Genomic DNA, 23,700 nt, shown 5'->3' with positions numbered 1-23,700 from the left:
TGTAACCCCACGTTAAGCTAGGGTAGTTTGATATCAAACGAGTCTGAGGAGACGTTTCATGGCGACACGAAAGGCGGCGGCCAAGCGCCCCAACGCGTCCAGGGAGGAATTGCTCGCCTATTATCGCGACATGCTCCTGATCCGGCGATTCGAAGAAAAGGCGGGCCAGCTTTACGGCATGGGCCTGATCGGCGGGTTCTGTCATCTTTATATCGGTCAGGAAGCGGTGGTCGTCGGGCTGGAAGCCGCAGCGAAGGAGGGCGACAGCCGCGTGACCTCCTATCGCGATCACGGTCACATGCTGGCCTGCGGCATGGACCCCAAGGGCGTGATGGCAGAGCTTACCGGCCGCGAGGGCGGCTATTCCCGTGGCAAGGGTGGCTCGATGCACATGTTCTCGGAGGAGAAGAAATTCTACGGCGGGCACGGCATCGTCGCGGCCCAGGTGCCGATCGGCGCCGGACTGGCTTTCGCCAATAAGTACAAGGGCGAGGACACCGTTTCCTTCGCCTATTTCGGTGACGGGGCGGCGAACCAGGGTCAGGTCTACGAGACCTACAACATGGCCGCGCTGTGGGACTTGCCGGTGATTTTCGTCATCGAGAACAACCAGTATGCGATGGGCACCTCGGTGCAACGCTCCACCCACTCCCCTTCGTATTGGGAGCGGGGCGCAGCCTTCGGTATCGAGGGGCGTGAGGTGGACGGCATGGACGTTCTGGCAGTCAAGGAAGCCGGTGAAACCGCCGTCGCCCACTGCCGCGCGGGCAAAGGGCCGTATATTCTGGAAGTGAAGACATACCGCTACCGTGGCCACTCCATGTCCGATCCCGCGAAATACCGCACACGTGAGGAAGTGCAGAAAATGCGCGAGGAACGCGACCCGATCGAGGGCATCAAGGCGATGCTGCTGACCGGAAATCACGCAAGCGAGGATGAACTGAAGGACGTGGACAAGGAGATCAAGGCGATCATCAATGAATCCGCCAAGTTCGCGCAGGAAAGCCCGGAACCCGCGCTCGAAGAGCTGTGGTCCGATATTTACGCCGACGAACTTCCGCAGGAGGCAGCAGTATGACCATCGAGATCCTGATGCCCGCGCTTTCCCCGACAATGGAGGAAGGCACACTCGCGAAATGGGTCGTCAAGGAGGGGGACAGCGTCTCCTCCGGCGACGTGATCGCGGAGATCGAGACGGACAAGGCCACGATGGAGTTCGAGGCCGCGGACGAAGGCACGATCGGCAAGATCCTGATCGAGGAGGGCGCCGAGGGCGTCAAGGTAAACACCCCCATCGCCATTCTGCTGGAGGAAGGCGAGGATGCCTCCGCTGCGGATGCCGCCCCTGCGGCGGCCCCGGAGGAGAAGGCAGAACCGCAAGAGGACGCGTCTTCAGAAATCGAACATGAGAAAGCTCCCGCCGCCGCAAAACCTGCGGCGGATACGCCCGCCCCGACGCCGGACGTGCCCGAGGGGACCAGCTTCAAATCACAAACCGTCCGTGAGGCCCTGCGCGATGCAATGGCCGAGGAAATGCGCCGGTCCGAGAATGTTTTCCTGATGGGGGAGGAGGTGGCTGAGTATCAGGGCGCCTACAAGATCAGCCAGGGCCTGCTCGACGAATTCGGCGCGAAGCGCGTGATCGACACCCCGATCACCGAGCATGGTTTCACCGGCCTTGCCGTCGGTGCCGCGTTCGGCGGACTGAACCCGATCGTGGAGTTCATGACCTTCAACTTCGCCATGCAAGCGATCGATCAGATCATCAACTCTGCCGCCAAGACGCTGTACATGTCCGGCGGTCAGATGGGCTGTCCCATCGTGTTCCGCGGCCCGAACGGTGCTGCAGCGCGCGTGGGTGCGCAACACTCGCAGGATTACGCGGCGTGGTATTCCAGCATTCCGGGTCTCAAGGTCGTGCAACCCTACTCCGCCGCCGACGCGAAGGGCCTGCTGAAAACGGCGATCCGCGATCCCAATCCGGTGATCTTCCTCGAAAACGAAATCCTCTACGGCAAAACGTTCGACGTGCCGGAGATCGACGATTTCACCATTCCGTTCGGCAAGGCGAAGATCTGGCGCGAGGGCACGGACGTGACCATCGTCAGCTGGGGCATCGGCATGACATATGCGCTGGAGGCAGCGGACGCGCTGACCGAAATGGATATCTCGGCTGAGGTGATCGACCTGCGCACGCTGCGACCCATCGACTACGCGACGGTCATCAACTCGGTGAAGAAGACCAACCGCTGCGTCACCGTCGAGGAAGGCTTCCCCGTCGCGTCGATGTCGAACCATCTGGCCGCCCATATCATGGCGGAGGCGTTCGACTACCTCGACGCGCCGGTCCTGTCATGCACGGGCAAGGACGTGCCGATGCCCTATGCCGCAAATCTCGAAAAGCACGCGCTGACCACCACTCAAGAGGTGATCGACGCAGTTCGTGCCGTGACCTACAAGTAAGGAAGGGGAAAACATGCCCATCAACATTCTGATGCCTGCGCTTTCCCCAACGATGGAGGAAGGCACACTCGCGAAATGGGTCGTCAAGGAGGGAGACAGTGTCTCCTCCGGCGACGTCATCGCGGAGATTGAGACAGACAAGGCCACGATGGAGTTCGAGGCCGTGGACGAAGGCACGATCGGCAAGATCGTGGTCGAGGAGGGCACGGAGGGCGTGAAGGTCAACGACCTGATCGCCGTCCTGCTGGAGGAAGGGGAAAGCGCCGACGATATCGACGATGCTTCGGCCCCTTCAGAAGAGTCCTCTTCGAACGCCGCCCCGGCTGAGGCTCCCAAGGAAGTCGAACCGGCGAAGGGATACGGCCGCGATGACGATGCCGCCAAGCCGGCCCCTGCCCCTGACTCGGCCCCAAAAACTGCACCCGCTAAATCGAAGGATGGCGAGCGCCTTTTCGCCACGCCGCTCGCACGCCGGATCGCAGCGGACAAGGGTCTGGATCTGAGCGAGATCACCGGGTCCGGCCCCCATGGCCGCATTGTGAAATCCGACGTGGAAAATGCCACGGCGCAGCCGAAGAAGGCCGCGTCCGAGGACAAGGCAGCACCTACTGAAAAGATGGCTCCGAAGGGGGGCGCGCCAGTTCAGGGCATGTCCGCCGAAACCGTGGCGAAGATGTACGCGGATCGCGACTACGAGGAAGTCAAACTCGACGGTATGCGCAAGACCATCGCCGCCCGCCTGACAGAAGCGAAGCAGACGGTTCCGCATTTCTATCTGCGCCGCGACATACATCTCGACGCGCTGATAAAATTCCGTAGCCAGCTCAACAAGGGGTTGGAGGCCAAGGGCGTCAAGCTGTCGGTCAACGACTTCATCATCAAGGCCTGTGCGAACGCACTTCAGCAGGTCCCGGATTGCAACGCCGTCTGGGCAGGCGACCGGATTCTGAAGCTGAAGCCGTCGGACGTGGCCGTCGCCGTGGCGATCGAGGGTGGCCTTTTCACTCCGGTTCTGCGCGATGCCGACAGCAAGAGCCTCAGCGCCTTGTCAAAAGAAATGAAGGATCTGGCCGGTCGTGCGCGTGATCGCAAACTTGCACCGCACGAATATCAGGGTGGCACGTTCGCGATTTCGAATCTGGGCATGATGGGGGTGGAGAATTTCGACGCCGTCATCAACCCGCCGCACGCCTCGATCCTGGCCGTCGGAGCGGGCGTGAAGAAGCCTGTCGTGGGCAAGGATGGGGAGCTGACCACCGCCACGGTGATGAGCGTCACCCTCTCGGTCGATCACCGGGTCATCGACGGTGCGCTCGGGGCGGAATTCCTCGCCGCGGTCAAGGAGAACCTTGAGGATCCCATCACGATGCTTGCCTGATTGGGCGCCGAGCAAGATCTGGAAAGGCCGCTTCCCTTTGAGGAAGCGGCCTTTTTTCGTTCACACTGCAGCGTTCGGTGGGGTCTATTGCAGCGGCACACCGTTCGCACTGACCGTTCCGTCAGGTGCTACCTCAATGACCGAGGTATACGTATCCGGCCGGTCCCCCGGCACCAACATCAGCCCCATCAGCATCCGTGCACTCATCATGATCTCAGGCGGTAGCACACCCATACCAGCCAAGGTGGCTATAACTCCGTCCAGGCCTGACACCTCCGCGTTCATGCTGCCTTGCGGCACGGTTTCGCCTTGCGAGTTATCGAAGGTAAACGCACCCTCTGCCACCAGATCAACCCCGATCGCGGACAGCGACAACTCGTTAATATCCAGACTCTCAAACTTGAGGCGACTGATGTCCTGCTCAATTTCGGACATCTGCGCGAACAATCCATCCTCGAATTGCCCGCCAAACGCCAGATCCAGGACGAGGTCGGCAGGGTCGCGAGGCAGTTGTCCTTGTGGATCCACCATACTCCAGACATTGTCCGAAACCGACAGCCGATCCAGGCGCAAGCTGTACGCTCCGTTCGCGGTACCCTTCTCAACCATCACTGGTATAGACAGGGACGTATCGAGCCCCGCAAGAGAAACCGACGCCTTTGGAAAGGGCAATACGGTGCCGGTAAGTGTCATAACCATGTCCTCACCACTGATCTGCGCGGTCAACTGACCCTCTTTCAGCTCGGCATTGAAGGCGGAGGCCCCCGTACTGGCATCCGTCAAAATCGTCGCCCCACCGCGATTCGTCATTTCCGAGGCAGATCGAGCCTGCCCGGACGTCCCGCTGACAGCAAAGGAATCCTGCTTGAGCACTGGCGGAAGCTCCTCGGCACGCAAACCGGCGAGACGCTCCGCCAGCGGCATGCCTGCCCACTCCGCCTGATAGGCCGTGTCTTCGTAAACAGACAACGCTCGGGTACTCACGCCACCCTGTGCCTGGGAAGTCAAGCTCTCGGTCGTCACCCGCTCGATCCGGGTGGACATGCTTCCCTCGCTCCGCGCGAAATTGCTCACCATCTCCGAGGTGATGCCTTCGCCGATGAGCGATGCGGTAAAGGCCGGCACGTCAGCAACACCATCGTTGGACATGTCGACCGTTGCACGACTTACCGTATAGACGCTCTCCACCAGCTCTGCCGAACCCCGCATCTGATAGGTGTAATCGTCGTGGGTGATCGATACCTCACCCATTTGATCGCCATCCTCCATCAGATCGAAGCTCAACGCTTCCAGCCCCTGAACATCGACTTCGAAATCGTCGTTCAAAATGGGCGCGAATACGATTTCTCCCTGCGTCTGGCGCAGCAGCGGTTTATCGTCGAGGTCAAGGATCAGGATATCGCGCAGAACGACACTGCCATCTTCGCGCGTTTCCAGATCATACTGGATCGCACCATCCGCCAGCGCCGCCATAGCTTCCAACCGATCGGTGACGTCCGCAGGCGTCAGTACGGCATAGGCAGGACTGGTGGCGAGCAAGGCAAGGCCGGAAACACCGGCGAACAAAAACTTCATCTCGACCCTTTCAAGAACAACACACCTGCCTAATGCGACGTTTCCGCACGCTGGGAAATGTGAATTCACACAGTCGTGTTCAACAAATGGTTCATGGAGACGGCTGGCTGATCGCATCCCGCCTCTCCAACCACACGCGCCGGGACTCCTGCCACCGTCTTGCACGGTGCGACCGACTCCAACACGACGGAACCCGCAGCGATACGACTGCAATGACCCACCGTGATGTTGCCCAGAATGGCCGCTCCGGCACCGATCAATACGCCGTGTGCGATCTTGGGATGGCGGTCGCCGTCTTCCTTGCCGGTGCCCCCCAGCGTGACGGAGTGCAACATGGACACGTTGTCGCCCACGACTGCGGTTTCCCCGATCACGATCGAATGGGCATGGTCTATCATCACGCCCTGACCGATCCGCGCGCCGGGGTGGATATCGACGCCAAAGACTTCGGACGTTCGCATCTGAAAGAAATAGGCCATGTCCACGCGCCCGTGTATCCACAGATGCCGTGCCACGCGATGGGCCTGCACCGCCTGATAACCCTTGAAGAACATCAGCGGCTGGATCAACCTGTGGCAGGCCGGATCGCGCTCCAGCACGGCGACGGCGTCGGTGCGTGCGATGCGTCCCAGTTCGGGATCGGCATCATGCGCCTCCGTCATGATCTCGCGAACCAGCCCTTCGGTCATTTCGCCCGAGGCCAGCTTTTGCCCCAGCCTGTAGCACAGCGCGTCCTCGAAGGTCCGGCGATTCAGGACACTCGCATGAACCAGTCCCGCCAGCCTGGGCTCATCCGCGACCATGGCCGAAGCCTCATCGCGGATGCGCGACCACACCGGATCGAGCGTTTGTGCAACTTCGCGTGTGTTTAACTGAGGCATGTCGCCCTCCCTGACTTCTCCTCTCAAATCGGCGCAATGGCTGCAAAAATCAAGCATGTCCGTATCACGATGTTCACACGGCCCTTGGCGGTTCGATCCGGGACAGATGAATTGCCAGCCGCACGACACCCCCAGCGAACTCCGCCGTGCCCTCGGGTGTCAGCACCAGGGACGTGTCGGAATAATAGGTGACAGGCTGCCCCGTAAGACCCTGCGCCCAGGAATTGAGCGCCGTTCCCAGACCCGAGCCATAGCGGTTTTCCGACCCGGCGACCCCCAGTTGCCACCCCGTCAATCCGGAACCGAAAAGGGTTGAGATCACACGCGCCGAAACGCCAAGAACTTGCGTATTGGCCGGAATCGGCAAGTCACTGGACACCGCAGCACCCAACAGGGTCTGATCGAATTCGATCACTTCATCACGCGTATAGGCCCCGCCGGGGGTGGTCGTAGCGCCCACCTCGACCCAATTCGTGCCGTCGAAACGACGCGAAACACCGGATGCGATGTCCCATGCCTGCCACCCGACAGCGGCGGAAACGTAGTGCCATAGCCCATCCAGCGACACGGCAATGCGTCCGCCCTGCCCGGCCCAGTCCCCTGTGGGTGCCGTGCCCAGCGCATAGGCCGCGCCCTCCGCCGCGACGGCTGGCGGCGTCACCGCATCGACCGCCATCAGGCGAAGCTGCACCATCGCGTCCAGCCGGGTCAGCGCCTCGTTTACGGTCACGTGCTTTTGCGCCTGGGCGGCCTGCACCAACGGCAGACCCAAATACGTGGTCTCAGTCATGTCGTGTCATCCTTGCAATGGGTCCGATACCGAACCGGGCAGAGATCTGCCCGACCGTGATGTCATAGGGGGCCGCTGGCAGATCGGCGGCGTCCAGCAAAGCGTGTGGCTCTGTCACCTCCTTGCTGAAGACTACGGTGCCGGCCTTCTCGATCGTGACCAGATAGGCCTCGCGCTCCTCGTTGAGGGGTACATCGCCCCCCGCCCACAGATCCCCGTCGATCCTGGTGCGGCGAATCCAGCTGACGTCCAGCCCCTCGGCCGTGCCCCGGCCTCGCAGATGCACCGGCTGATATGGCCTGAGGCCAACCCCGTCGAAGGCATGAACCTCCGTAGTGTAGCTGGCATTGTCCACACTGCGTGAAGCCGGCCCGATCCGCAGATAGCGGTCCAGTCCACGTGCAGAATACGGCAGATCAATCTGCACCGGCGCGCCGTCCAGGGCGATGAACCGCGTGCCTTCGGGCCAGGCCTCTGGCATGACGAACTCGGTGCCCGCCTGACCGCGCAGCAATCCGCTCAACTCATAGGTCATCGGACCCACCAGCCTGGCGTCGCGATACTGCACGACCTCCCAATCGCCGGAATCGCCGTATCGCAGCGCCGCGACATTCGCCCCGTCCAGCACCGCCTCGGCGGTTCGACCCTCCAACGTACCGTGGCTCAACTCCACACGCAGGATGCCACCGCTCCACACCCCGGTGCGCGCGGTAGGCAAGGGTGCCCTTAGCACGCCGAGGGTTGCCTGTCGCACGATCTGTCCGGCCAGTTCATAGCCACTTTGCGATGGCGACAGGAACACGTTGACCGGACCCGGCCACGGGGTCGCGGCGGCGGCGGCATAGGGCGCGTGCTCCACCTCGTCCCCCCGCAACAGCGGCAGGTCCAGCACTTCGCTCAACACCGGCCCGGCACCGACCAGACCCGGTGCATCGAACAACCGATCCGGGTGATAGGCGGAGGCATAGACGCCAGGTTCCACCCGGATCGCGTCAAGCTTGCGCGCCCCGCGTTCCTCGATCCGGTCGATCCGCCAGTTCAGACCGTCCAGCTCGATCACATCGCCCGGCTCCAGCGCCAGCAATGACGGAGGCACCGAAACCTGCATCCCATCGCGAGAGACAACGGCCTCCGCCAGCCAACGCTCCGCGATGGACTTGGCCTGCCCCGCGCCCAGCGCGATGGGCAACTCCGCAGTTTCCGCACGCAGAGGCGCCCCGGCACGCAGCGCAGCTTCGACGGAACCGCTCTGATAATCGTGATCCGACTGGATGTAGCGCAACCGCACCCGGTCCGGCTGTTCATCCAGCGGTCCGCGAACTTTCTGCGGCCCGCTGTCCTCAACCGGATCCAGATCGCCCAGATCCGCATCCACCAACCCGTCACGGCTAAAGAAGTGCAGCACACCATCGCGTTCCCGACAGTCGAAGCCATAGGCCAGCATCAACGGTTGCAGACCGGCCCGCGCGGACTGTCCGTCGCGCATCTCCATCCCCGCAACACCGCCATACAGACGCCCCGTCTCCACCGCCCTCACGCCCGAGCGTGCGCACACTTCACGCACCACATCCGCCAGCACGGCCATCTCCTGCCTGCCGGAAATCCAGTGACCCGTGGCGAAGTTCACCCCATCGGACCATAATCCGACACGATTGGGAAAGTCCGGCCAGGGCCGTGCATCCCACGCCCAGACATGCGCACGGTCCATGCGCAGCATCGGCTCCTCGTATATCTCGGAGATCGGATTGTTCTCGGGCGCGTTCCAGTAATCCAGCACGGCGTTGATGTACTGGTGCTGGATGAAATCGTCCCGCGCCCCGGTTGAGAAATAGGGCACGGCATTCTCGCTCGACTTCAGATCGCGAAACACATTGGGCTGGTTGGTCCCCTTGTCGATGGCGGGGCAGCCGAATTCGGTGAACCAGATCGGCTTGGAGCGTGGAACCCACGCCGTCTCCAGGTTCGAGCGGACCCCGCCGGGCCGGTCGAAATGCGGCCGAGCCCACCAGTTGCGGATGTCCTTGTAGCGAAACACGTGATCGTCGCCATAGGCTGCGTCCACGATCGGCGTGCGCAACTGTGCCACACGATCGGCCTGCGTGGCGTAATACCAGTCATAGCCCTCGCCCCCCTCGATATTGGACTTGAGGTATGCAGGATCGTGGATCGCCTCCCACCCGTCCTGTGCATCCAGATGGGTATCGCCCGCCCTCCAGTCGCTGAGAGGCATGTAATTGTCGATCCCGATGAAATCGACATTCGCATCTGCCCACAACGGGTCCAGGTGATAGATCACATCGTCACCGTCATGATGTCCGTAATACTCGGACCAATCGGCAGCATAGCTCAGCTTCACATCGGGGCCGAGCACGGCGCGCACCTCCGCCAGCAACGTAATCATCCGCGCCACGGCAGGATAGGCGCCCGTGTCATCACGGGTGCGCAGCAGATCCCGCATCTCGGACCCGACACAGAACGCCGCCACCCCGCCCGCTGCCTTGCACAGATGCGCGTAGTGCAGGATCATCCGGGCGAAGCCGAAATCGCTGCCCGCATAGCGCACCGTATCGCCCACGATTGTGAAGTCTTGCGCCGTGGCAGGACCGAAGAACGCCGCGATCTCACCCTCGGCCGCCGCGGTTCCGTTCGCCTCGACCGCGATACGGCCACGCCAGGGAAACGCCCCCTGTTCCGCGGCCCCCGCCGGATCGGGCAAGCCGTTGCCCTGCGGAATATCCATCAGGATGAAGGGGTAAAAGGTCACCTCCACCCCCCGGTCGCGCAGCGTGCCGATTGCCTCGATGATTGCGGCATCGGCAGGCGTGCCACCGTAATTGACACGATCCCCGGTCTTGCTGATCTGGTGTCCCTCGGCGCGGTTCAGCCCGCTGACCTGCCACGCCATCCTGTCGCCTTCGGACAGCACCTGTTCCACCCCCGGCGTGATCTCGCACTGCCCGGCGCGCAGATCGCTGCCGAACCAGCTGGCCACCAGCAATGTCGAGGCGACATTCGGCAGTTGCCCCTGCAAATGATCCAGCGACAGCGTGATGTCGGCAGCGCCTGTGTCGTTGTTGACGTTGATCGTCTCATAGATGCCGGGCCCGTGAACCAGGCTTACCGGCTCCGTCGCGAGGGCATATTCGCCTGTGCCGGGGATCAGCGCGACCGCCTGCACCCTGTCGCGCAGGGTCGGCGCGTCGCTTTCCGGCTGACGATAAACCTCGACGTTGATCTGCGGAATCCGGTTGCCGTATTTCGCCAGCTCCAACCCCTCGAAGACGACATAGGCCGTGCCGCGATAGGCAGGCGCTGCGTCCACCCCCTCAACGGCGGCGATGACCGGATCGGGCATCTGCGTGTCCGATCCGTCATGGAAGCGCACTTCGACCTCGGACTGGTCCACCAGCTTGCCATCCGCCCAGATGCGCCCGATGCGCGTTGCGCGCCCCTCGCACAGGGCCAGCGCGAAGCTGACCGAATAACTGTACGAGTTTTGGGTGACCTTGGGCTTGGACCCCTTGCCACCCCCGCCGGAGGATTTGCTGACCGTTTCCAGAAACCGGCTGGACCAGATCATCTGACCGGGCAGCCGCATCCGGCCCGCGATATAGGGCAGCGCCGTGCCCTCCTGCGCACCCTGTACGCGCCAGGTGTCCAGCCGCCCCGTTTCGACGGTGGAGGCACCGGCCCCCATGATGCGCTGATCGATCATCGAGCCGATGGTCGCCCCCACCGCCTGCCCGATCGCCGCGCCGGTCAATCCCATGACCGTGCCGCCCACAGCCCCACCAATGGCGGAGCCTGCGGCAGCCAATAATAGCGTCGCCATTCAAATTCTCCCTGCCGGAAAGCGGAACCCCGCCACGATCCGCCGTGCCCATGCGGGGCCCAGCGGGCTTTCGACGACCCCATGCCCCGAATAGGCATGGATGATCCGCTGCGCGCCGGGTGCGGCATCGCTCAGGATCGCCAAGTGTTTGGCCACCGCCTGCCCCTTCATGCGAAACAGCAGCACGTCGCCAGATTGATAGGGCGGCTCCACCCGGATCAGATGCCGTGCCGCACCTTCGTGCAGACGTTCGACCCGATCGACCTCGGACCAGTCGGGGGTGTAGCCGGGCATTTCCTCCGGCTCGCCCCCGATGATCTCACGCCAGATGCCACGGATCAGGCCGAGGCAATCCGCCCCGGCCCCCCGCACGCTGGCCTGATGCTGATAGGGCGTGCCCAGCCAGGTCCGCGCCTCGGCCACAACCTGCTCAGCCCTTGCGCAACGATCCGCCATCATGCACCTCCCCCTGATTTGGATAGGATGTCATCCAGTCCTCCCCCGGAATGTGGGGGAAGCCGCGATAGTTGAGGAAGTTGTCAAACTTGGCGCGACACGTCTCCGCCCGCCGGTCGCAACCGGCCAGCACACTGAACGTATCGCCCGCCGCCACCGCAAAGGCCGTTCCGGTCCGCAAACCCAGCAGGCGCACGCCGTTGCGCGTGGTGTCGTGCCGGATCGCGGACCTGGCCCCGGCATTCGCGCCGCTGATCCAGGTCACCACACCCCCCGCAAACCAGTCGGGCGCGTAGCCGGCCAACCCATCGACGATCAACGCACCGTCGCCCTCGATCGCATCGACGGTGCCATCGGTGTACCAGGCAGGGTCCGTCACATCGACACCGCAGCGCGCATCGCCCAACGTCGCGTCGCAATCGTGGTTCAGCGCGCGACCGACTGGGCGGTTCAGGTCATCGACCAGCGAGCGTAGCTCCGCCTCGAACGCGCCCTGCCCGCGCCTGATCTCTCCAATCCGGCCGGTGAACAGCGCGATCCGCAGATCCGGCCTCTGCCAATCCACCAACCACTGCCGCACCTCGGCGCCGTCATACAACCCCGCCGCGATATCCACCTCGCGGATGGCATCCGCGCTCAACGCGCCCAGCACCTCGCCATTATCCGCGCTCAGACCCGTTGCCTGATCCAGCGCACCCGCGCTCAGGCCGCTGTCTGCCTCGTAGCGGACGCCATCCACCAACAAGGCCCGGTCATGATCGGTAAAGCCCAGCGCCATGCCATCCTTGCGCGTGACCAGCCAGCACCGGCACATCGTCGTGGCACCGCTGTCCAGCCGTGCCTGCATTTCCTGAGGAATATCGCGCATCAGACCCGCACCTCCACGATAGGAACGGAGGGGATTTCCCCCGCCTCGAAACCGCCCATGGACACCTCGATCACATCCGTGTCGAAGCGGACCGGAACGTCGAACTCGAACCCGGCGGTGATGACGGCCCCGTCCTGCGGTGGCGTGTCGAAGCTGACGATGCCCGTCGCGGTATCCAGCGCGTACCCGTCAAAGACCTGCACGCCCCCCACGCCCAGACGCAGCGTTCCCTCCACTGGCTTCTCGATGGGCCGCACATAGGATGTCGGCCCCGACAGATAGGTCTTGCTGAGCTGAAAGGCCGCGCTGACACCGTCACCAACGCCGATCTCCTCATCGAACGGCTCGATGGCCCGGTCCGAGGGGGCGGTGCGCCAATCCGACCAGTCGCGCCAGCGAAACCCGTGCAGCCGCCCGGCCCGCGCCTCGAAAAAGCCGATCACAACCTCCAGATCATCGCGCGACCGCATCCCCAGCCCCGCATCATAGCGACGGCGCGAGTGGGCCCAGGGGCTGTTGCGCTCCTCGTGCCCGCTGGCCAGCGTCACGATCTCCGTGCGCCGCTCGGGGCCGCCGGTCGATCCGAAACTGACGCTGACCGGAAACCGTACCTCGTGAAAGCTCATGGGCTCACTCCATTCAATATTCAATTCTTGGGGGGGGCACGCGCCCTGCGGCACGCTTTCGACGCGCGGGCGGCGTCACATATTGCGTTTGCCGCGTGACAGGGCGCGCGACATCTCCGCCGCGACCTGCGTGCGTGAGCGGCGGAATCCTTCGACATCGGGGGTGGAGATATTCATCGTCACGTTGACCGAACCGCCGCCCCCCGCTGCCTTGACCCCCAACGCACCGTCGGCGCCACGGGTCAGGGGCATGATCGCCTCGGGTCCGGCCTCCCCCATCAGGCCCATGCCGCCGCGCATGGGAAAGGTCGTGGCCCCGCTGACAACGCCCCCCTTGGCAAAGGCCGTGGGCCGCCCGCCCGACATGACCCCGCCCTCCGCGAACGGCATCATCGCGCCGAGGCCCCTTTGCACCAGCCCGCTCAGCGATGATCCGACCGCGTTCTGTACCGGCTTCAGCGCCTGATCCAGGAGCGAGGACGAGATACTCGCCCCCAACTGCCGCAGCGCGTCCGAGGCTCGGGCCCCGTCGAAGATCAGCGCGTCGAACGCCCCGCGAAGGCCCTTGCCCATCGCCCGGTCCAGCCCCGCCACCCCGGCCGAGGCGCTTTCCAGCGACCGCCCGGTGGAATCGAGTTCACGGCGGAACGTCTCCACCACCGCCTCGGTCGAGGCGATGGAGGCGTCCACCTCCGCGAACAGCTCCTGCACTTCGTTGATTTCACTCATTCGGATCGCCTTTCATCAGGGTATAATGCGCTCAGCTCCGCCAGCCGGTCGCGTGCCATCGCAGGTGCGGCCTGCGGATCCAGCCCCGCCATCAGCGCCAGCTCGGCAGGGGTCAGCGCCCAGAACTGGTCGGGGGTCAGCCGCAGCCCGTGAAGGCCCAGCCGCAGCAACGCGGTCCAGTCGATCATTCGGGGTGCACACCGGCAAAGGTCAGTCGCAGCAGACGCGCGGCAACCCTTGCGGCCTCCAACGGCCCACCTTCGACCGTGGCGGTGGCCAGCTTGCCCGCCGGTGCGCCGCCCGCCTCCAGCAAGGCGACCAGATCGGCGGCGCGAAACGTGCCGCTCTCGAACCGGGCGACCAGATCTGTCAGGCTGTCCGCGCCCAGGCGTGCCTCCAGCCGTGCCAGGGCACCCAGGCTCAGCCGCAGCACATGCACCTTGCCATCGAGGGTCAGCGCCACCTCCCCCCGATGCGGGTTCGGGCGCGCCTTGCCCGAACCGCGTTTCTTTCCGCCTGCGCTCATAGCGCGACGAAGCTCAGCGCCCCGGCGCTGGCCATCGACATCTCATAGACCGCCTCACCGTCATACTCCCCCGAATACTCGATCGCGGTCAGCTGGAACGGCCCTTCGATGATGCCGAAATCGGGGATGACGACCTGAAAGTCCGGGACCTCCCCGTCAAAGAACATCTGCCGCGCCCGCGCATCCGTGTCCGCATCGCGAAACACGCCGGAGCCCGACAGCGCGGCGGAGCGGACGCCAGCGCCGCCCAGCAATTCGCGCCAGCCGCCCGTGCTGTCCAGCGTGGTGGTATCGACGGTTTCCGCGTTGAACGAGATGCGGCTGGCCCGCAGCCCCGCCACCGTCTCGAATCCGCCCGATCCCGTCATGTCGATCTTGATCAGCAGATCTCTGCCCATCTGAGTGGCCATATTGAAAATTCCTTATAAAACAGTTTCTTGAAAGGATCAGTTCGCGTCCAGAAGAACCCGGAACGTCAGGGTAATCAGCCGCCGTTCGGTGCCGCGCGACCGGCGCGCCCGCGCCTTGAGGAACCGCAGATCCGTCACCGTGGCACCGGTCACCGCCGGCGGCGTGTGCAGCAGAATGCGCCCCACCTCCGCCGCCACCAGCTTCGCGCGGGAAAAGCCCTGCGCCGCCGAATGCACCTCGATCACGATGTCATGTTGGGTCAGATCCGGCCCGCGTTCCCGAACCTGTTCCTCCCCGATCGAGACATACTCGTTCGAGGTCGGAACCGCGGTCGCGTCCAGCACTTCGGCCAGATCGGTGATCTCGGGCGCGGCACTCAACGCCCAGTACAGGCCCTGTTGCAGCGGCCATGAAAATGCGTAGCTCATGCGCCACCTTCCTCTGCCCAAAGTTGCAGGTAATGCGCCGCGCGGTCATATTCCGCGACGCCCAGAATGCGGAACACCCGGTCCCCCATGCGCAACCGCTGGCCTGCAATTGGCCTGCGGGACCGTCCTTCGGGCGCGGCGCGCAGAATGATCCGCACCTTGATGGTGGACACTTCCAGCGCCCCCTCACGTACCAGCCGGGCCGAGGGACGCTCAATCGCGGCCCACAGCGTGCCAAGCGCCTGCCACCCCTCCATCAACCCGCCGCCGCCGTCGGGCGTCATCGCGCGGGCCTCCAGCACCATTTCCCGGTCCAGCACCGGGGCCGACCCGCTCACAGCCGCACCGGGCGATGGGCATCCAGCAATGCCAGCACGCCGAACGGCCAATGGTCCTGCCCGCCGGAGCGGTTCTCGTAATAGCTCGCCGCCAGCAGCTTCACCGCATGGCGCAGATCGGGCGGCACATCCGCCGGATCGGGGCCGTAACCGGCGGTGAAGTCCACCTCGACCTGACCGCTCTCCGGCACCGAAACCGACCCCAGCAGCACGGGCCGATGCGCATCGACGCGCAGCGTGACGTTGGGAACCGTGCGCGCATGGCCCGCCGCATCGACGACGCGAACCTCCTCCAACGCCACGACCGGCGCGACCGGCACGCCCTGGCCAGCCTCACGCCAGTTGGTCAGGATCAGGCGCAGACCGCGCGTGATTAGCGACTTGCCGATGCGCGCCTCCACGGCGCTGGTTGCCGCGCGCAAATACATCTCCAGCATCGCATCCTGCGCGCCGTCATCCTCGAACCCGGTGCCCAGATGCAGGTGGTCCGCGAAATCGCGGATCTCCACCGGCACCCGCGCCGGTCCGTTGCGTTCCGTCATCATCATCGGCTGTTCTCCCGCCCCGTCGGATACAAAAAGGGCCCGCGCGAACGCAGGCCCCTCCAATTCACTCAGTCAGTCAGTCGCGTTTCAGTTGGCTGCGAACTTCAGCAGCTTGATCGCGGCGAAGTCGCTGACATCGCCACCCACGCGCTTGGTCGCGAAGAACTGCACGTTCGGCTTGGCCGAGAACGGGTCGCGCAGGATGCGCATATCGGGACGTTCCGCGATGGTGTAGCCATTGGCGAAGTCACCAAAGGCAATCGCCGTCGCGTCCAGCGCGATGTCGGGCATGTCCTCGCAGATCAGCACCGGATACCCCATCAGGCGCGCAGGCTCACCCGCCGCCAGCGTGTCGGACCACAGGAAGCGACCGTCCGCGTCCTTCATCTTGCGCACGGCACCGGCAGTCTTGGAGTTCATCACGAAGCTGGCATTCGCGCGATACTGCGCGCCCAGCGAATAGACCAGATCGACGATGGCATCCGCCGGATCGGCGATCGAGAAATCCCCATCGGTGCCGGTGGCGACATAGCCCAGCGATCCCCACGCCCAGACATCGTTGGCCACATTGGCATAGCTCATGATGCCCCGCGGCTTGCCCACGCCGTCGCCCGCGATGAACGACACGCTCTCGGCGCGCGCGAACTTGTCCGCGATGCGGCCCGCCAGCCAACCCTCGACGTCGAACGCGCTGTCGTCCAGCAGACGCTGCGATGCCTTGGGCATGGCGGACAATTCGTGCAGCGGGATCGAGATACGCTCCAACTGCGGTGCGCCCGTCTCGCTCGCATTCGCCGTCTCGTCCGACCAGCCCGCGCCGGTGTCGTTGTGATCGACCAGCACGTCAAAGGCGGATGCCTCGACATTCACCACATTCGCGATGGAGCGCAGCGAAGCCGCACCCAGCAGAACGCTCTGCACCGTGGCCGAGGTCTGCGGATCGACCAGATAGCCACCCTCGGCGCTGACCTGGGTGGACATGCCCTTTTCCTCAACCCCCAGCGCGCGCAGGCCGTCATCATCGCCCGAGCGCAGATAGGCCGCGAACGCCTTCTGATGAGGCACCTCGACCTCGGCGGCGGCGGACAGGGCGGGGCGGGCGGATTTGGTCTGCATCATGGTCAAACGGCTCTCTTGTTCCATAAGTCTGGTCTGAATGTCGGTTTGGAAATTCTTGAATTCGCTCAGAAAGCCTGTCATGGCCGCCTTCACGTCGGTGGTCTTCGCCGCCGATTTGCAGTCGATGTCGTGCATCAATCCATCCTTGAAATTACTTGGGTAAAAAGACGGCCAATCAGGCCAGCAGTGCCGCCGCGTCATCAAAAAAGGACGCGAGGTCGTTCGCCAGCGCATCGGTTTCCGTATCGTCGGATTTCGATTGCGCCCGCGCCTCGGGAAGCATCGGAAAGGTCACGAGGGACACTTCCCAAAGCTCGATCTCATGCAGCAACCGCCCGACGCCGGATTTCTCCGCGCGGATGGTGCGATATCCGATGGACAGCCCGTCGATGGCCCCGGCCTTGAGCAGCGCCAGCGCCTCTCGTCCGGCGCGAACCTCGGTCAGGATGCGACCGCGAACATGCAGCCCGGTGCCGTCCTCCTCGACCGCCTCCCACACGCCGATCGGGGTGGCGGGGTCGTGCTGCCACAGCATCTTGACGGTGCGCCCCTTGGCGAACAGACGTTCCAGCGCGCGGCCATAGGCGCCCTTCTGCACGATGTCACCGCCCTGATCGGCGATCCCGTACAGCGAGGCATAGCCCGCAATCGTCGTATCCCCGTCCAGCGCTGGCGCATCGCCCAGACCGCAGAATTTCGTTTCCAGCATTCCCGCCGGATCATATCCCGTCATCCGCACTCTCCTTTGTAAAACAATTGGTTGTCAGGCGATGCTCAGCTCACCTGTCACCACCAGAAACAGACCCTGCGCCGCCACCGTTCCGGCCACGCCATAGACGGCCATCCACATGCGCCGTTCCATCCGGTCCAGCAGCGCCTCGATCCCGCCCAGCCGCCGCTCCAGCGCCAGCCAGCGTTCCTCGCTCACACGTTCCAGCGTTTCGACCCGCGCGCTCGTCGCGTCGAACGGTTCATACAGATAGCGCGAGCCTGCCGCGCGCGCCGTCAAACCGCACGCGGCGGCAGTCCGAGCAGAGCACGCTTTTCGTCCTCGCTCAGAAAGTCCGCCTCCGCGACCCTGCGCCACTGTGCTTCACGCTCCAACGCCAAGGCCGGCACGCCGTCCAGGTCGGGTTTCAACTGCGTACCGCCCATGCCGGGCAACCACTGGCTCAACGCGCCGGTGACCTTGCTCACCAGCGGCAGAACCGTCAGGCGATAGAATGCACGGTTCGCCTCGGCATAGTTCGCATAGGTCGCGTCACCCGGCAGGCCCAGCAGCATCGGCGGCACCCCGAAGGCCAGCGCGATCTCCCGCGCCGCCGCCTCCTTGGTCTTCTGGAATTCCATGTCGGAGGGGGAGAATCCCATCGGCTTCCAATCCAGCCCCCCTTCCAGCAACATCGGCCGCCCGGCATTCGCCGCACCCTGATGTTGTCCCTCCAGTTCGTTCTTGAGCCGATCATACTGATCCGCGCCCAACACCCCGGCCCCCTCGGCGGAGCGATAGACGATCGCACCCGAGGGCCGCGCCGCGTTGTCCAGCAGCGCCTTCGACCATTTCGAGGCCGCGTTGTGCACATCCACCGCCGTCGCGGCTGCCTGCATCGGGCTCAGGCCATAATGATCATCCGTCGGATGCCAGCCCCGCACATGGCAGATCGCATCCGCCGCGAACCGGTGTTTCTTGGCCCCAACGGTGTAGTCATACCCGACCGGCCACCCGTCGCGCCCCGGCACGACCCGCATCCGGTCGGACCGCACGACATGCAGCTCCATCGGAACGTCCGCGCCGGCCACCGCCTCCATGTATCCGTTACCGCTGAGCAGAAGCTGGCCGTAGAACGCCTCGAACAGTTCTCCCGCACCCTGCCCGCCATTAGGCCGCGCCAACAGGTCGAGCACGGGATGCACGTCATAGCGCCGCTCCGCATCGGACAGCACCATGGGCACGGCGGCAGCCGCCTCCGCGATCAGCTTCACACAGCGAAACCCGACCGGGTTCGAGGTGAACCCGACCCGTGTCATCGTCGCCCCGTCGCGCCCGCTCCACATCGCGCGGCCCGCGCCGTGAAACGCCACCATGGGGCCGGCGGCACTCGCCTTGACCTCGGGGGCTTCCCTCTTGAACAAACCCAGCATCGCTTTCTCCCGTAAAAATCCGGTAAACGAAAAGGGAGCCCGCAGGCCCCCTTTTCTTCTGTCTTCAAATATCCATGAAACCCTACAACCCGCGCACCTGCGGGCGGTTCACGACCGCCTCCGCATCCTGCATCAGGTCCGTCACGGCCCAGACCAGCGCGTCCAGCCGGTCCGGCGATCCACGCCCCGAATAGCCCGAGCGCAGCATTGCCGCCATCTCGTCCTCCAGTGCGGGGAAGCTGCCCGCATGCAGCACCCGCCCTTGTTCATAGAGCGCGGCCACCGGCTCCGCCCGCGCCTGCTTGGACCGGCTGGCATGGACACCGCGATAACTGACGTTCCGATCCACCTGCCGCAGCAGGTTCTCGACCAGATCGCCGCCCTGGTTGACCTCCGCGACCACCCGGTCGGCGCTCCAGTCGTCACGCGCCGCAATCGCCGCCTTCGCCCAGGTCAGGGGCGAGGCCGCCTCCACGCTCAGATCCGCAAGGATGACCGCCTTCCAGCTGTCCCCCTGACGGTGCAGACCCGCAACGACGATGCCGCACGCGTCCGAATCCTCGCGACCCGTGACCGGCGGGTCCACCGCGACGACGATCCGCTCCAACTCGGGCGTTTCAGGCACCCGCGCTGCCTCGATCCGGTCGCGGGGCCACAATGCACCGGGCAGATCCTTGATCAGCTCCCCGTCCAGCTCCTGCCGTCCCAGCGCGGTGCCGCCATACCGCTTCGTCACCGCCTTCAGAAATCCCGGCGCCAAATTCGCCGTGTTGGCCGAGGTTGCGGCCTGCGTGACCACGGTTCCCTCCTCGCCCAGAACCTCCTCAAACAAGGCCCCCGGCGCGGGCGTCGTTGTCACCACGCAGCGCGGATCATCGCCCAGTCGCAGCGCGAATTGCAGCATGTCCCAGGCGTGTTGACCCTTTTTCCACTTGGCAAGCTCGTCGCACCAGGCCCCGTCGAATTGCGGGCCGCGCATCGCCTCTGGGTCCGAGGCGGAGAAGACCTGCGCCTCCGCTCCGTTCGGCCAGACCAGAACCCGGCGTGACGCGATCCAGCGCGGCTTGCGGTCGGGGGGGCAGCAGGCGATCAGCCCGCTGTCGCCCAGAACCATCACATCGCGCGCCTGGTCGTAGGTCTCACCGATCAGGGCGATCCGGCGGCACGCACCCGGCGCCTCCGGTGTTGGCCCCTCGACCAGACCGCGCACCCACTCGGCCCCGGCGCGGGTCTTGCCCGCCCCACGTCCGCCCATGATCATCCAGGTGTTCCAGTCCCCTTCAGGGGCGACCTGATGGCCCTCGATGGCCCAAAGCTCGAACAGATAGCTGATCGAGCGCAGGGCGTTTTCACTCAGCCCGTCCAGAAGCTCCTCGATCTCCGCGTCGCTGGCGCAGCTTAGAAATTCGCGCACGAAGCTCATCTCTAGCGGCGTCGAGGTCGAGCGGTGCTGCCGCTCCGGTTCCGTCTGTCGAATAGCGTTCATCGAATTCAGCCTCATATTCCATGAGTTGCAAGAGGGCCTTACGGTGCGTGCGCACCTCGTCGGCAATCACCTTGGCCGCTTTATCGTCGGGCTCGGACCCTTCGAGTTGCAGAATGCGGCACTTCAAAGCGCGCCCGACCGATTGATATACGATCCGGGCGCACTCGACCTTCCACCCGGGCCCGCCCGGCTGGTCTTCGATTTCAAATGTCATGAATAAAATTACCGCTGCTATTGGCGAAAATAAAAAGCGGCCCCGGTTGCCCGTGCCGCTTACCCACTTATTTCAGCTTGCAACAAGTTATGCCTGAGACCGTTCGATAGGTCAACCAAAAAATGCATTTTTACTTACTGTTAACCTTTACGTTAACGTTCTTATCTGAGAATATCATGTATATATAGGATTCAATCATCCGAAACGTTAACCTTTTACCCTCCTCGCAAAGAAAAGGGGCGCGCGCCATATGGCCCGCACCCCGAATCTCGACCGAATCTGCCTACTGGTTGCGCTGCGCCTCGATCTCACGCCACCTGGCGACATTCGCGTTGTGCTCTTCCAGCGTCTCGGCAAAGGCATGGCCCCCGGTTCCATCCGCGACGAAGTAGATATACGGCGTCTCGTCCGGCTGGGCCGCCGCCATGATCGCCTCACGCCCCGGATTCGCGATGGGCGTCGGCGGCAGGGCGTCGATGACGTAGGTGTTGTATGGTGTCGAGGCATCCAGCTCACTGCGCCGCAGCCCGCGACCCAGCACCCCCTCACCATTCGTGATGCCGTAGATCACCGTCGGATCGGTCTGCAAGCGCATGCCCTGACGCAGCCGATTGACGAAGACCGACGCGACCTGCGCCCGCTCCGCCGCGACCCCGGTTTCCTTTTCGATCAGGGATGCGAGGATCAACAGCTCCTCCGGGCTCTCGACCGGCACGTCCTCGTCCCGCTCCGCCCAGGCGGCGGCCAGAATATCCTCCTGCGCCCGCTGCATCCGCTCGATCACAGATGCGCGCGTATCCCCGGGGCTGACCTCATAGCTGTTGGGGTTCAGCGAGCCTTCAGCCGGCACCTGCGCGATCTCACCGGACAGGATATCGACCCGTTGCAGCGCATCGCGAACCTGCCAGCTGGTCACACCCTCGGCCAGCGTGATGCGGTAGCGCGGCACGGCGTCACCCTCAACCAGGGCGGTGAATTCTTCAGGAATGACCACTTCCTCGGCGGTGGGGTCGTATTCCGCGACCTCCTCGTAGCGACCGGTGGTGGGGTTCAGCTCCCGCGCGACAACGCTGATCGACGTCACGCCGACGCGAAAGTTGATCTCAGCCCCGCAGGTGCTGGCCCCGCCCTGCGTCACGGTATCGAGGATTTCGTCCATCGTGGCCCCTGCGGGCACCAGATAGTTGCCGAATTTCAGGTCCTCCGTCCGGCCCGTGTAGTTCGAGCCGATGCGAAACAGCCCGGGGCTGACGATCGCGTCCTCGTCCTCCAGCCGCTGCGCGACCACAGCCACCGAATCGCCGGGCGCCACACGCAGACAGATCGCCTGCTCCAGCGGCCCCTGCGCGACAAATGTCCGCTGCCCCCAGAAGATCGCGCCCGCCACAATGACGAGCGCCACGATCAGGAAAGTGAGCAGATTCGAGACGACGGAACGCATCATGATCCTTCAGACCTTGCGAAACAGGACGGAGGCATTGGTGCCGCCGAACCCGAAGGAGTTGCTCAGGGCCACATCGATCTTGCGCTCCCGTTTCGCGTTCGGCGCGAGGTCCAGCGCCGTTTCCACCGCCGGATTGTCCAGATTGATCGTTGGCGGCGCCACCTGATCGCGGATCGCGAGGATCGCGAAGATCGCCTCGATCGCGCCCGCCGCGCCCAACAGATGCCCGGTCGCGGATTTCGTCGAGGACATGGTCGCCTCTGCTGCCGCATCGCCCAGCAAACGCTCCACAGCGCCCAATTCGATCGTGTCCGCCATGGTCGAGGTGCCGTGCGCGTTGATATAGTCCACATCGGCAGGCGTCAGGCCCGCCCGCTCGATCGCCGCACTCATCGAGCGGTAGGCCCCGTCGCCATCGTCAGCCGGCGCAGTGATATGATACGCATCGCCCGACAGGCCGTATCCCACCACCTCGGCGTAGATCTTGGCCCCCCGCGCCACCGCGTGCTCGTATTCCTCCAACACGACGACGCCAGCGCCCTCACCCATCACGAAACCGTCGCGGTCCTTGTCATAGGGACGCGAAGCCTTTTCGGGAGTGTCGTTGTAACCTGTGCTCAGCGCCTTGCAGGCATTGAAACCGGCGATCCCCAACTCGCAGATCGCACTTTCCGCGCCGCCCGCGACCATCACGTCCGCATCGCCAAACTGGATCAGCCGCGATGCATCCCCAATGGCGTGCGCGCCTGTCGAACACGCGGTCACAACGGCGTGGTTCGGCCCCATGAAGCCGTATTTGATGCTGACCTGGCCGGAGCACAGGTTGATCAGACTGCCGGGGATGAAGAACGGAGAAACCCGTCGCGGGCCCTTTTCCTTGAGCAACAGCGTGGTCTGCGCAATGCTCTCCAACCCGCCGATGCCCGAACCGATCATCACGCCGGTGCGGTTCTGCCCTTCGACGTCTTCCGGCGTCCAGCCCGAATCCTCGACCGCCTGCGTGGCGGCGGCCATCGCGAACAGGATGAAGGTATCGACCTTGCGCGCATCCTTGGGCGACATCCAGTCATCGGGGTTGAACGAGCCGTCGCTGCCATCGCCCTTGGGCACTTCGCACGCGATCTTCGTCGCCAGATTTTCCGCGTCGAACTTGGTGATCGGACCGGCGCCCGACTGACCGTCCAACAGACGGCTCCACGTTTCCTCGACCCCGCAGGCCAAGGGCGTCACCATTCCCAGCCCGGTCACAACCACTCGCCGCATGCCCGCTCTCCTCATCGTTTTGTTGAGGGAGGATATAGCGTTCAAAGGGGGGGTGCGACAAGGGACGGATACGCGCGACAGCGACATGCGCCTCCGGCGGGGATATTTCGGGACAGAAGATCAGGCGCAGCGCCGCGATCTGGACGGCCCCGGCACCGCCAGCTAACTTCGACATAGTCCGAGAGC

Annotated in this window: 25 protein-coding genes; 4 read left to right on the top strand and 21 right to left on the bottom strand. The window is 64.2% G+C overall.

Features of this window, described 5'->3' with window-relative positions; translation table 11 throughout:
* Positions 1-58: 58 nt before the first annotated feature.
* From pdhA to H1S03_RS04240, 3 genes are read left to right on the top strand one after another with little or no spacing between them, the layout of a single operon-like run.
* Complete coding sequence (pdhA, locus tag H1S03_RS04250) at positions 59-1,078, top strand: pyruvate dehydrogenase (acetyl-transferring) E1 component subunit alpha (RefSeq protein WP_185803297.1); 1,020 nt, start codon at positions 59-61, stop codon at positions 1,076-1,078.
* Positions 1,075-2,463, top strand: a complete 1,389-nt coding sequence (locus tag H1S03_RS04245) for a pyruvate dehydrogenase complex E1 component subunit beta (protein WP_185803296.1) — start codon at positions 1,075-1,077, stop codon at positions 2,461-2,463. The genes pdhA and H1S03_RS04245 overlap by 4 nt, the downstream gene beginning before the upstream one ends.
* Positions 2,464-2,476: 13 nt before the next feature.
* Entirely contained in the window at positions 2,477-3,841 is a 1,365-nt protein-coding gene (locus H1S03_RS04240) for a pyruvate dehydrogenase complex dihydrolipoamide acetyltransferase (protein WP_185803295.1), read from the top strand.
* 84 nt (positions 3,842-3,925) lie between these two features.
* On the opposite strand, the gene H1S03_RS04235 is transcribed toward H1S03_RS04240, so the two are convergent.
* The 21 genes from H1S03_RS04235 to fabF all read right to left on the bottom strand — a co-directional run bounded on the left by H1S03_RS04235 (position 3,926) and on the right by fabF (position 23,514).
* Positions 3,926-5,533 carry a DUF2125 domain-containing protein gene (locus tag H1S03_RS04235; protein WP_185803294.1) on the bottom strand — a complete coding sequence of 536 codons (1,608 nt, stop codon included), beginning with the start codon at positions 5,531-5,533 and terminating at the stop codon, positions 3,926-3,928.
* Positions 5,482-6,297, bottom strand: a complete 816-nt coding sequence (gene epsC, locus H1S03_RS04230) for a serine O-acetyltransferase EpsC (RefSeq protein ID WP_185803293.1) — start codon at positions 6,295-6,297, stop codon at positions 5,482-5,484. The genes H1S03_RS04235 and epsC overlap by 52 nt, the downstream gene beginning before the upstream one ends.
* A gap of 73 nt (positions 6,298-6,370) precedes the next feature.
* The gene (locus tag H1S03_RS04225; protein ID WP_185803292.1) at positions 6,371-7,087 is read right to left on the bottom strand and encodes a DUF2793 domain-containing protein; all 717 of its coding nucleotides are present in this window, start codon (positions 7,085-7,087) and stop codon (positions 6,371-6,373) included.
* Positions 7,080-10,919, bottom strand: coding sequence for a baseplate multidomain protein megatron (locus H1S03_RS04220; protein WP_185803291.1), 3,840 nt, complete (start codon positions 10,917-10,919; stop codon positions 7,080-7,082). The genes H1S03_RS04225 and H1S03_RS04220 overlap by 8 nt, the downstream gene beginning before the upstream one ends.
* Positions 10,920-11,375 carry an NlpC/P60 family protein gene (locus H1S03_RS04215; RefSeq protein WP_185803290.1) on the bottom strand — a complete coding sequence of 152 codons (456 nt, stop codon included), beginning with the start codon at positions 11,373-11,375 and terminating at the stop codon, positions 10,920-10,922. It lies immediately after the preceding gene.
* Positions 11,350-12,243: a DUF2163 domain-containing protein gene (locus tag H1S03_RS04210; protein WP_185803289.1), complete on the bottom strand. Its 894-nt coding sequence runs from the start codon at positions 12,241-12,243 to the stop codon at positions 11,350-11,352. Before H1S03_RS04210 ends, H1S03_RS04215 begins: the two co-directional genes overlap by 26 nt.
* Complete coding sequence (locus H1S03_RS04205) at positions 12,243-12,869, bottom strand: DUF2460 domain-containing protein (RefSeq protein WP_166191925.1); 627 nt, start codon at positions 12,867-12,869, stop codon at positions 12,243-12,245. The genes H1S03_RS04210 and H1S03_RS04205 overlap by 1 nt, the downstream gene beginning before the upstream one ends.
* Positions 12,870-12,944: 75 nt before the next feature.
* Positions 12,945-13,598 (bottom strand): phage tail tape measure protein, encoded by a 654-nt coding sequence (locus tag H1S03_RS04200; protein WP_185803288.1) that lies wholly within the window; start codon positions 13,596-13,598, stop codon positions 12,945-12,947.
* Complete coding sequence (locus tag H1S03_RS04195; protein WP_185803287.1) at positions 13,595-13,786, bottom strand: rcc01693 family protein; 192 nt, start codon at positions 13,784-13,786, stop codon at positions 13,595-13,597. The genes H1S03_RS04200 and H1S03_RS04195 overlap by 4 nt, the downstream gene beginning before the upstream one ends.
* On the bottom strand, positions 13,783-14,124 hold the full coding sequence (locus H1S03_RS04190; RefSeq protein ID WP_185803286.1) for a gene transfer agent family protein: 342 nt from the start codon (positions 14,122-14,124) through the stop codon (positions 13,783-13,785). Before H1S03_RS04190 ends, H1S03_RS04195 begins: the two co-directional genes overlap by 4 nt.
* Complete coding sequence (locus H1S03_RS04185) at positions 14,121-14,534, bottom strand: phage major tail protein, TP901-1 family (protein WP_166191939.1); 414 nt, start codon at positions 14,532-14,534, stop codon at positions 14,121-14,123. The genes H1S03_RS04190 and H1S03_RS04185 overlap by 4 nt, the downstream gene beginning before the upstream one ends.
* A gap of 36 nt (positions 14,535-14,570) precedes the next feature.
* The gene (locus H1S03_RS04180) at positions 14,571-14,963 is read right to left on the bottom strand and encodes a DUF3168 domain-containing protein (protein WP_185803285.1); all 393 of its coding nucleotides are present in this window, start codon (positions 14,961-14,963) and stop codon (positions 14,571-14,573) included.
* Positions 14,960-15,301: a head-tail adaptor protein gene (locus H1S03_RS04175; protein ID WP_240910336.1), complete on the bottom strand. Its 342-nt coding sequence runs from the start codon at positions 15,299-15,301 to the stop codon at positions 14,960-14,962. The genes H1S03_RS04180 and H1S03_RS04175 overlap by 4 nt, the downstream gene beginning before the upstream one ends.
* Entirely contained in the window at positions 15,298-15,849 is a 552-nt protein-coding gene (locus tag H1S03_RS04170; RefSeq protein ID WP_185803284.1) for a head-tail connector protein, read from the bottom strand. Before H1S03_RS04170 ends, H1S03_RS04175 begins: the two co-directional genes overlap by 4 nt.
* Positions 15,850-15,933: 84 nt before the next feature.
* A complete protein-coding gene (locus tag H1S03_RS04165; RefSeq protein ID WP_185803283.1) occupies positions 15,934-17,100 on the bottom strand; it encodes a phage major capsid protein in 1,167 nt (388 codons plus the stop codon).
* Positions 17,101-17,140: 40 nt separating this feature from the next.
* Positions 17,141-17,698 carry an HK97 family phage prohead protease gene (locus H1S03_RS04160; protein WP_430693141.1) on the bottom strand — a complete coding sequence of 186 codons (558 nt, stop codon included), beginning with the start codon at positions 17,696-17,698 and terminating at the stop codon, positions 17,141-17,143.
* A 30-nt stretch (positions 17,699-17,728) separates the two neighbouring features.
* The gene (locus tag H1S03_RS04155) at positions 17,729-17,974 is read right to left on the bottom strand and encodes a GTA head formation protein, RCAP_rcc01685 family (RefSeq protein ID WP_166191951.1); all 246 of its coding nucleotides are present in this window, start codon (positions 17,972-17,974) and stop codon (positions 17,729-17,731) included.
* Positions 17,971-19,107, bottom strand: a complete 1,137-nt coding sequence (locus H1S03_RS04150) for a phage portal protein (RefSeq protein ID WP_185803282.1) — start codon at positions 19,105-19,107, stop codon at positions 17,971-17,973. Before H1S03_RS04150 ends, H1S03_RS04155 begins: the two co-directional genes overlap by 4 nt.
* 82 nt (positions 19,108-19,189) lie before the next feature.
* Complete coding sequence (locus H1S03_RS04145; RefSeq protein ID WP_430700872.1) at positions 19,190-20,593, bottom strand: DNA-packaging protein; 1,404 nt, start codon at positions 20,591-20,593, stop codon at positions 19,190-19,192.
* A 497-nt stretch (positions 20,594-21,090) separates the two neighbouring features.
* Entirely contained in the window at positions 21,091-22,251 is a 1,161-nt protein-coding gene (gene mltG, locus H1S03_RS04140) for an endolytic transglycosylase MltG (protein ID WP_185803281.1), read from the bottom strand.
* 6 nt (positions 22,252-22,257) lie between these two features.
* Complete coding sequence (gene fabF, locus H1S03_RS04135; RefSeq protein ID WP_185803280.1) at positions 22,258-23,514, bottom strand: beta-ketoacyl-ACP synthase II; 1,257 nt, start codon at positions 23,512-23,514, stop codon at positions 22,258-22,260.
* Here fabF and H1S03_RS17340 point away from each other — a divergent pair.
* Positions 23,513-23,680 (top strand): hypothetical protein, encoded by a 168-nt coding sequence (locus tag H1S03_RS17340; RefSeq protein ID WP_221892587.1) that lies wholly within the window; start codon positions 23,513-23,515, stop codon positions 23,678-23,680. The genes fabF and H1S03_RS17340 overlap by 2 nt on opposite strands.
* The last annotated feature ends 20 nt before the right edge of the window (positions 23,681-23,700 follow it).

The organism is Pontivivens nitratireducens (assembly GCF_014235845.1).
Taxonomy (GTDB): domain Bacteria; phylum Pseudomonadota; class Alphaproteobacteria; order Rhodobacterales; family Rhodobacteraceae; genus Pontivivens; species Pontivivens nitratireducens.
Note: the sequence above shows the minus strand (reverse complement) of the source record. Positions and strands in the feature narration are given on the sequence as shown.

What these genes read in the sequence shown, in the direction of transcription:
- H1S03_RS04245 (WP_185803296.1), top strand. Translation starts at nt 1,075, where the DNA reads ATGACCATCGAGATCCTGATGCCCGCGCTTTCCCCGACAATGGAGGAA.
- H1S03_RS04185 (WP_166191939.1), bottom strand. Translation starts at nt 14,534, where the DNA reads ATGGCCACTCAGATGGGCAGAGATCTGCTGATCAAGATCGACATGACG.
- H1S03_RS04195 (WP_185803287.1), bottom strand. Translation starts at nt 13,786, where the DNA reads ATGATCGACTGGACCGCGTTGCTGCGGCTGGGCCTTCACGGGCTGCGG.
- H1S03_RS04145 (WP_430700872.1), bottom strand. Translation starts at nt 20,593, where the DNA reads ATGAACGCTATTCGACAGACGGAACCGGAGCGGCAGCACCGCTCGACC.
- H1S03_RS04190 (WP_185803286.1), bottom strand. Translation starts at nt 14,124, where the DNA reads ATGAGCGCAGGCGGAAAGAAACGCGGTTCGGGCAAGGCGCGCCCGAAC.
- H1S03_RS04200 (WP_185803288.1), bottom strand. Translation starts at nt 13,598, where the DNA reads ATGAGTGAAATCAACGAAGTGCAGGAGCTGTTCGCGGAGGTGGACGCC.
- H1S03_RS04170 (WP_185803284.1), bottom strand. Translation starts at nt 15,849, where the DNA reads ATGATGATGACGGAACGCAACGGACCGGCGCGGGTGCCGGTGGAGATC.
- H1S03_RS04160 (WP_430693141.1), bottom strand. Translation starts at nt 17,698, where the DNA reads ATGACGGGATATGATCCGGCGGGAATGCTGGAAACGAAATTCTGCGGT.
- H1S03_RS04180 (WP_185803285.1), bottom strand. Translation starts at nt 14,963, where the DNA reads ATGAGCTACGCATTTTCATGGCCGCTGCAACAGGGCCTGTACTGGGCG.
- H1S03_RS04220 (WP_185803291.1), bottom strand. Translation starts at nt 10,919, where the DNA reads ATGGCGACGCTATTATTGGCTGCCGCAGGCTCCGCCATTGGTGGGGCT.
- H1S03_RS04215 (WP_185803290.1), bottom strand. Translation starts at nt 11,375, where the DNA reads ATGGCGGATCGTTGCGCAAGGGCTGAGCAGGTTGTGGCCGAGGCGCGG.
- H1S03_RS04235 (WP_185803294.1), bottom strand. Translation starts at nt 5,533, where the DNA reads ATGCGATCAGCCAGCCGTCTCCATGAACCATTTGTTGAACACGACTGT.
- pdhA (WP_185803297.1), top strand. Translation starts at nt 59, where the DNA reads ATGGCGACACGAAAGGCGGCGGCCAAGCGCCCCAACGCGTCCAGGGAG.
- fabF (WP_185803280.1), bottom strand. Translation starts at nt 23,514, where the DNA reads ATGCGGCGAGTGGTTGTGACCGGGCTGGGAATGGTGACGCCCTTGGCC.
- H1S03_RS04165 (WP_185803283.1), bottom strand. Translation starts at nt 17,100, where the DNA reads ATGCACGACATCGACTGCAAATCGGCGGCGAAGACCACCGACGTGAAG.
- H1S03_RS17340 (WP_221892587.1), top strand. Translation starts at nt 23,513, where the DNA reads ATGCCCGCTCTCCTCATCGTTTTGTTGAGGGAGGATATAGCGTTCAAA.
- H1S03_RS04210 (WP_185803289.1), bottom strand. Translation starts at nt 12,243, where the DNA reads ATGCGCGATATTCCTCAGGAAATGCAGGCACGGCTGGACAGCGGTGCC.
- H1S03_RS04150 (WP_185803282.1), bottom strand. Translation starts at nt 19,107, where the DNA reads ATGCTGGGTTTGTTCAAGAGGGAAGCCCCCGAGGTCAAGGCGAGTGCC.
- H1S03_RS04205 (WP_166191925.1), bottom strand. Translation starts at nt 12,869, where the DNA reads ATGAGCTTTCACGAGGTACGGTTTCCGGTCAGCGTCAGTTTCGGATCG.
- H1S03_RS04240 (WP_185803295.1), top strand. Translation starts at nt 2,477, where the DNA reads ATGCCCATCAACATTCTGATGCCTGCGCTTTCCCCAACGATGGAGGAA.
- mltG (WP_185803281.1), bottom strand. Translation starts at nt 22,251, where the DNA reads ATGATGCGTTCCGTCGTCTCGAATCTGCTCACTTTCCTGATCGTGGCG.
- H1S03_RS04225 (WP_185803292.1), bottom strand. Translation starts at nt 7,087, where the DNA reads ATGACTGAGACCACGTATTTGGGTCTGCCGTTGGTGCAGGCCGCCCAG.
- epsC (WP_185803293.1), bottom strand. Translation starts at nt 6,297, where the DNA reads ATGCCTCAGTTAAACACACGCGAAGTTGCACAAACGCTCGATCCGGTG.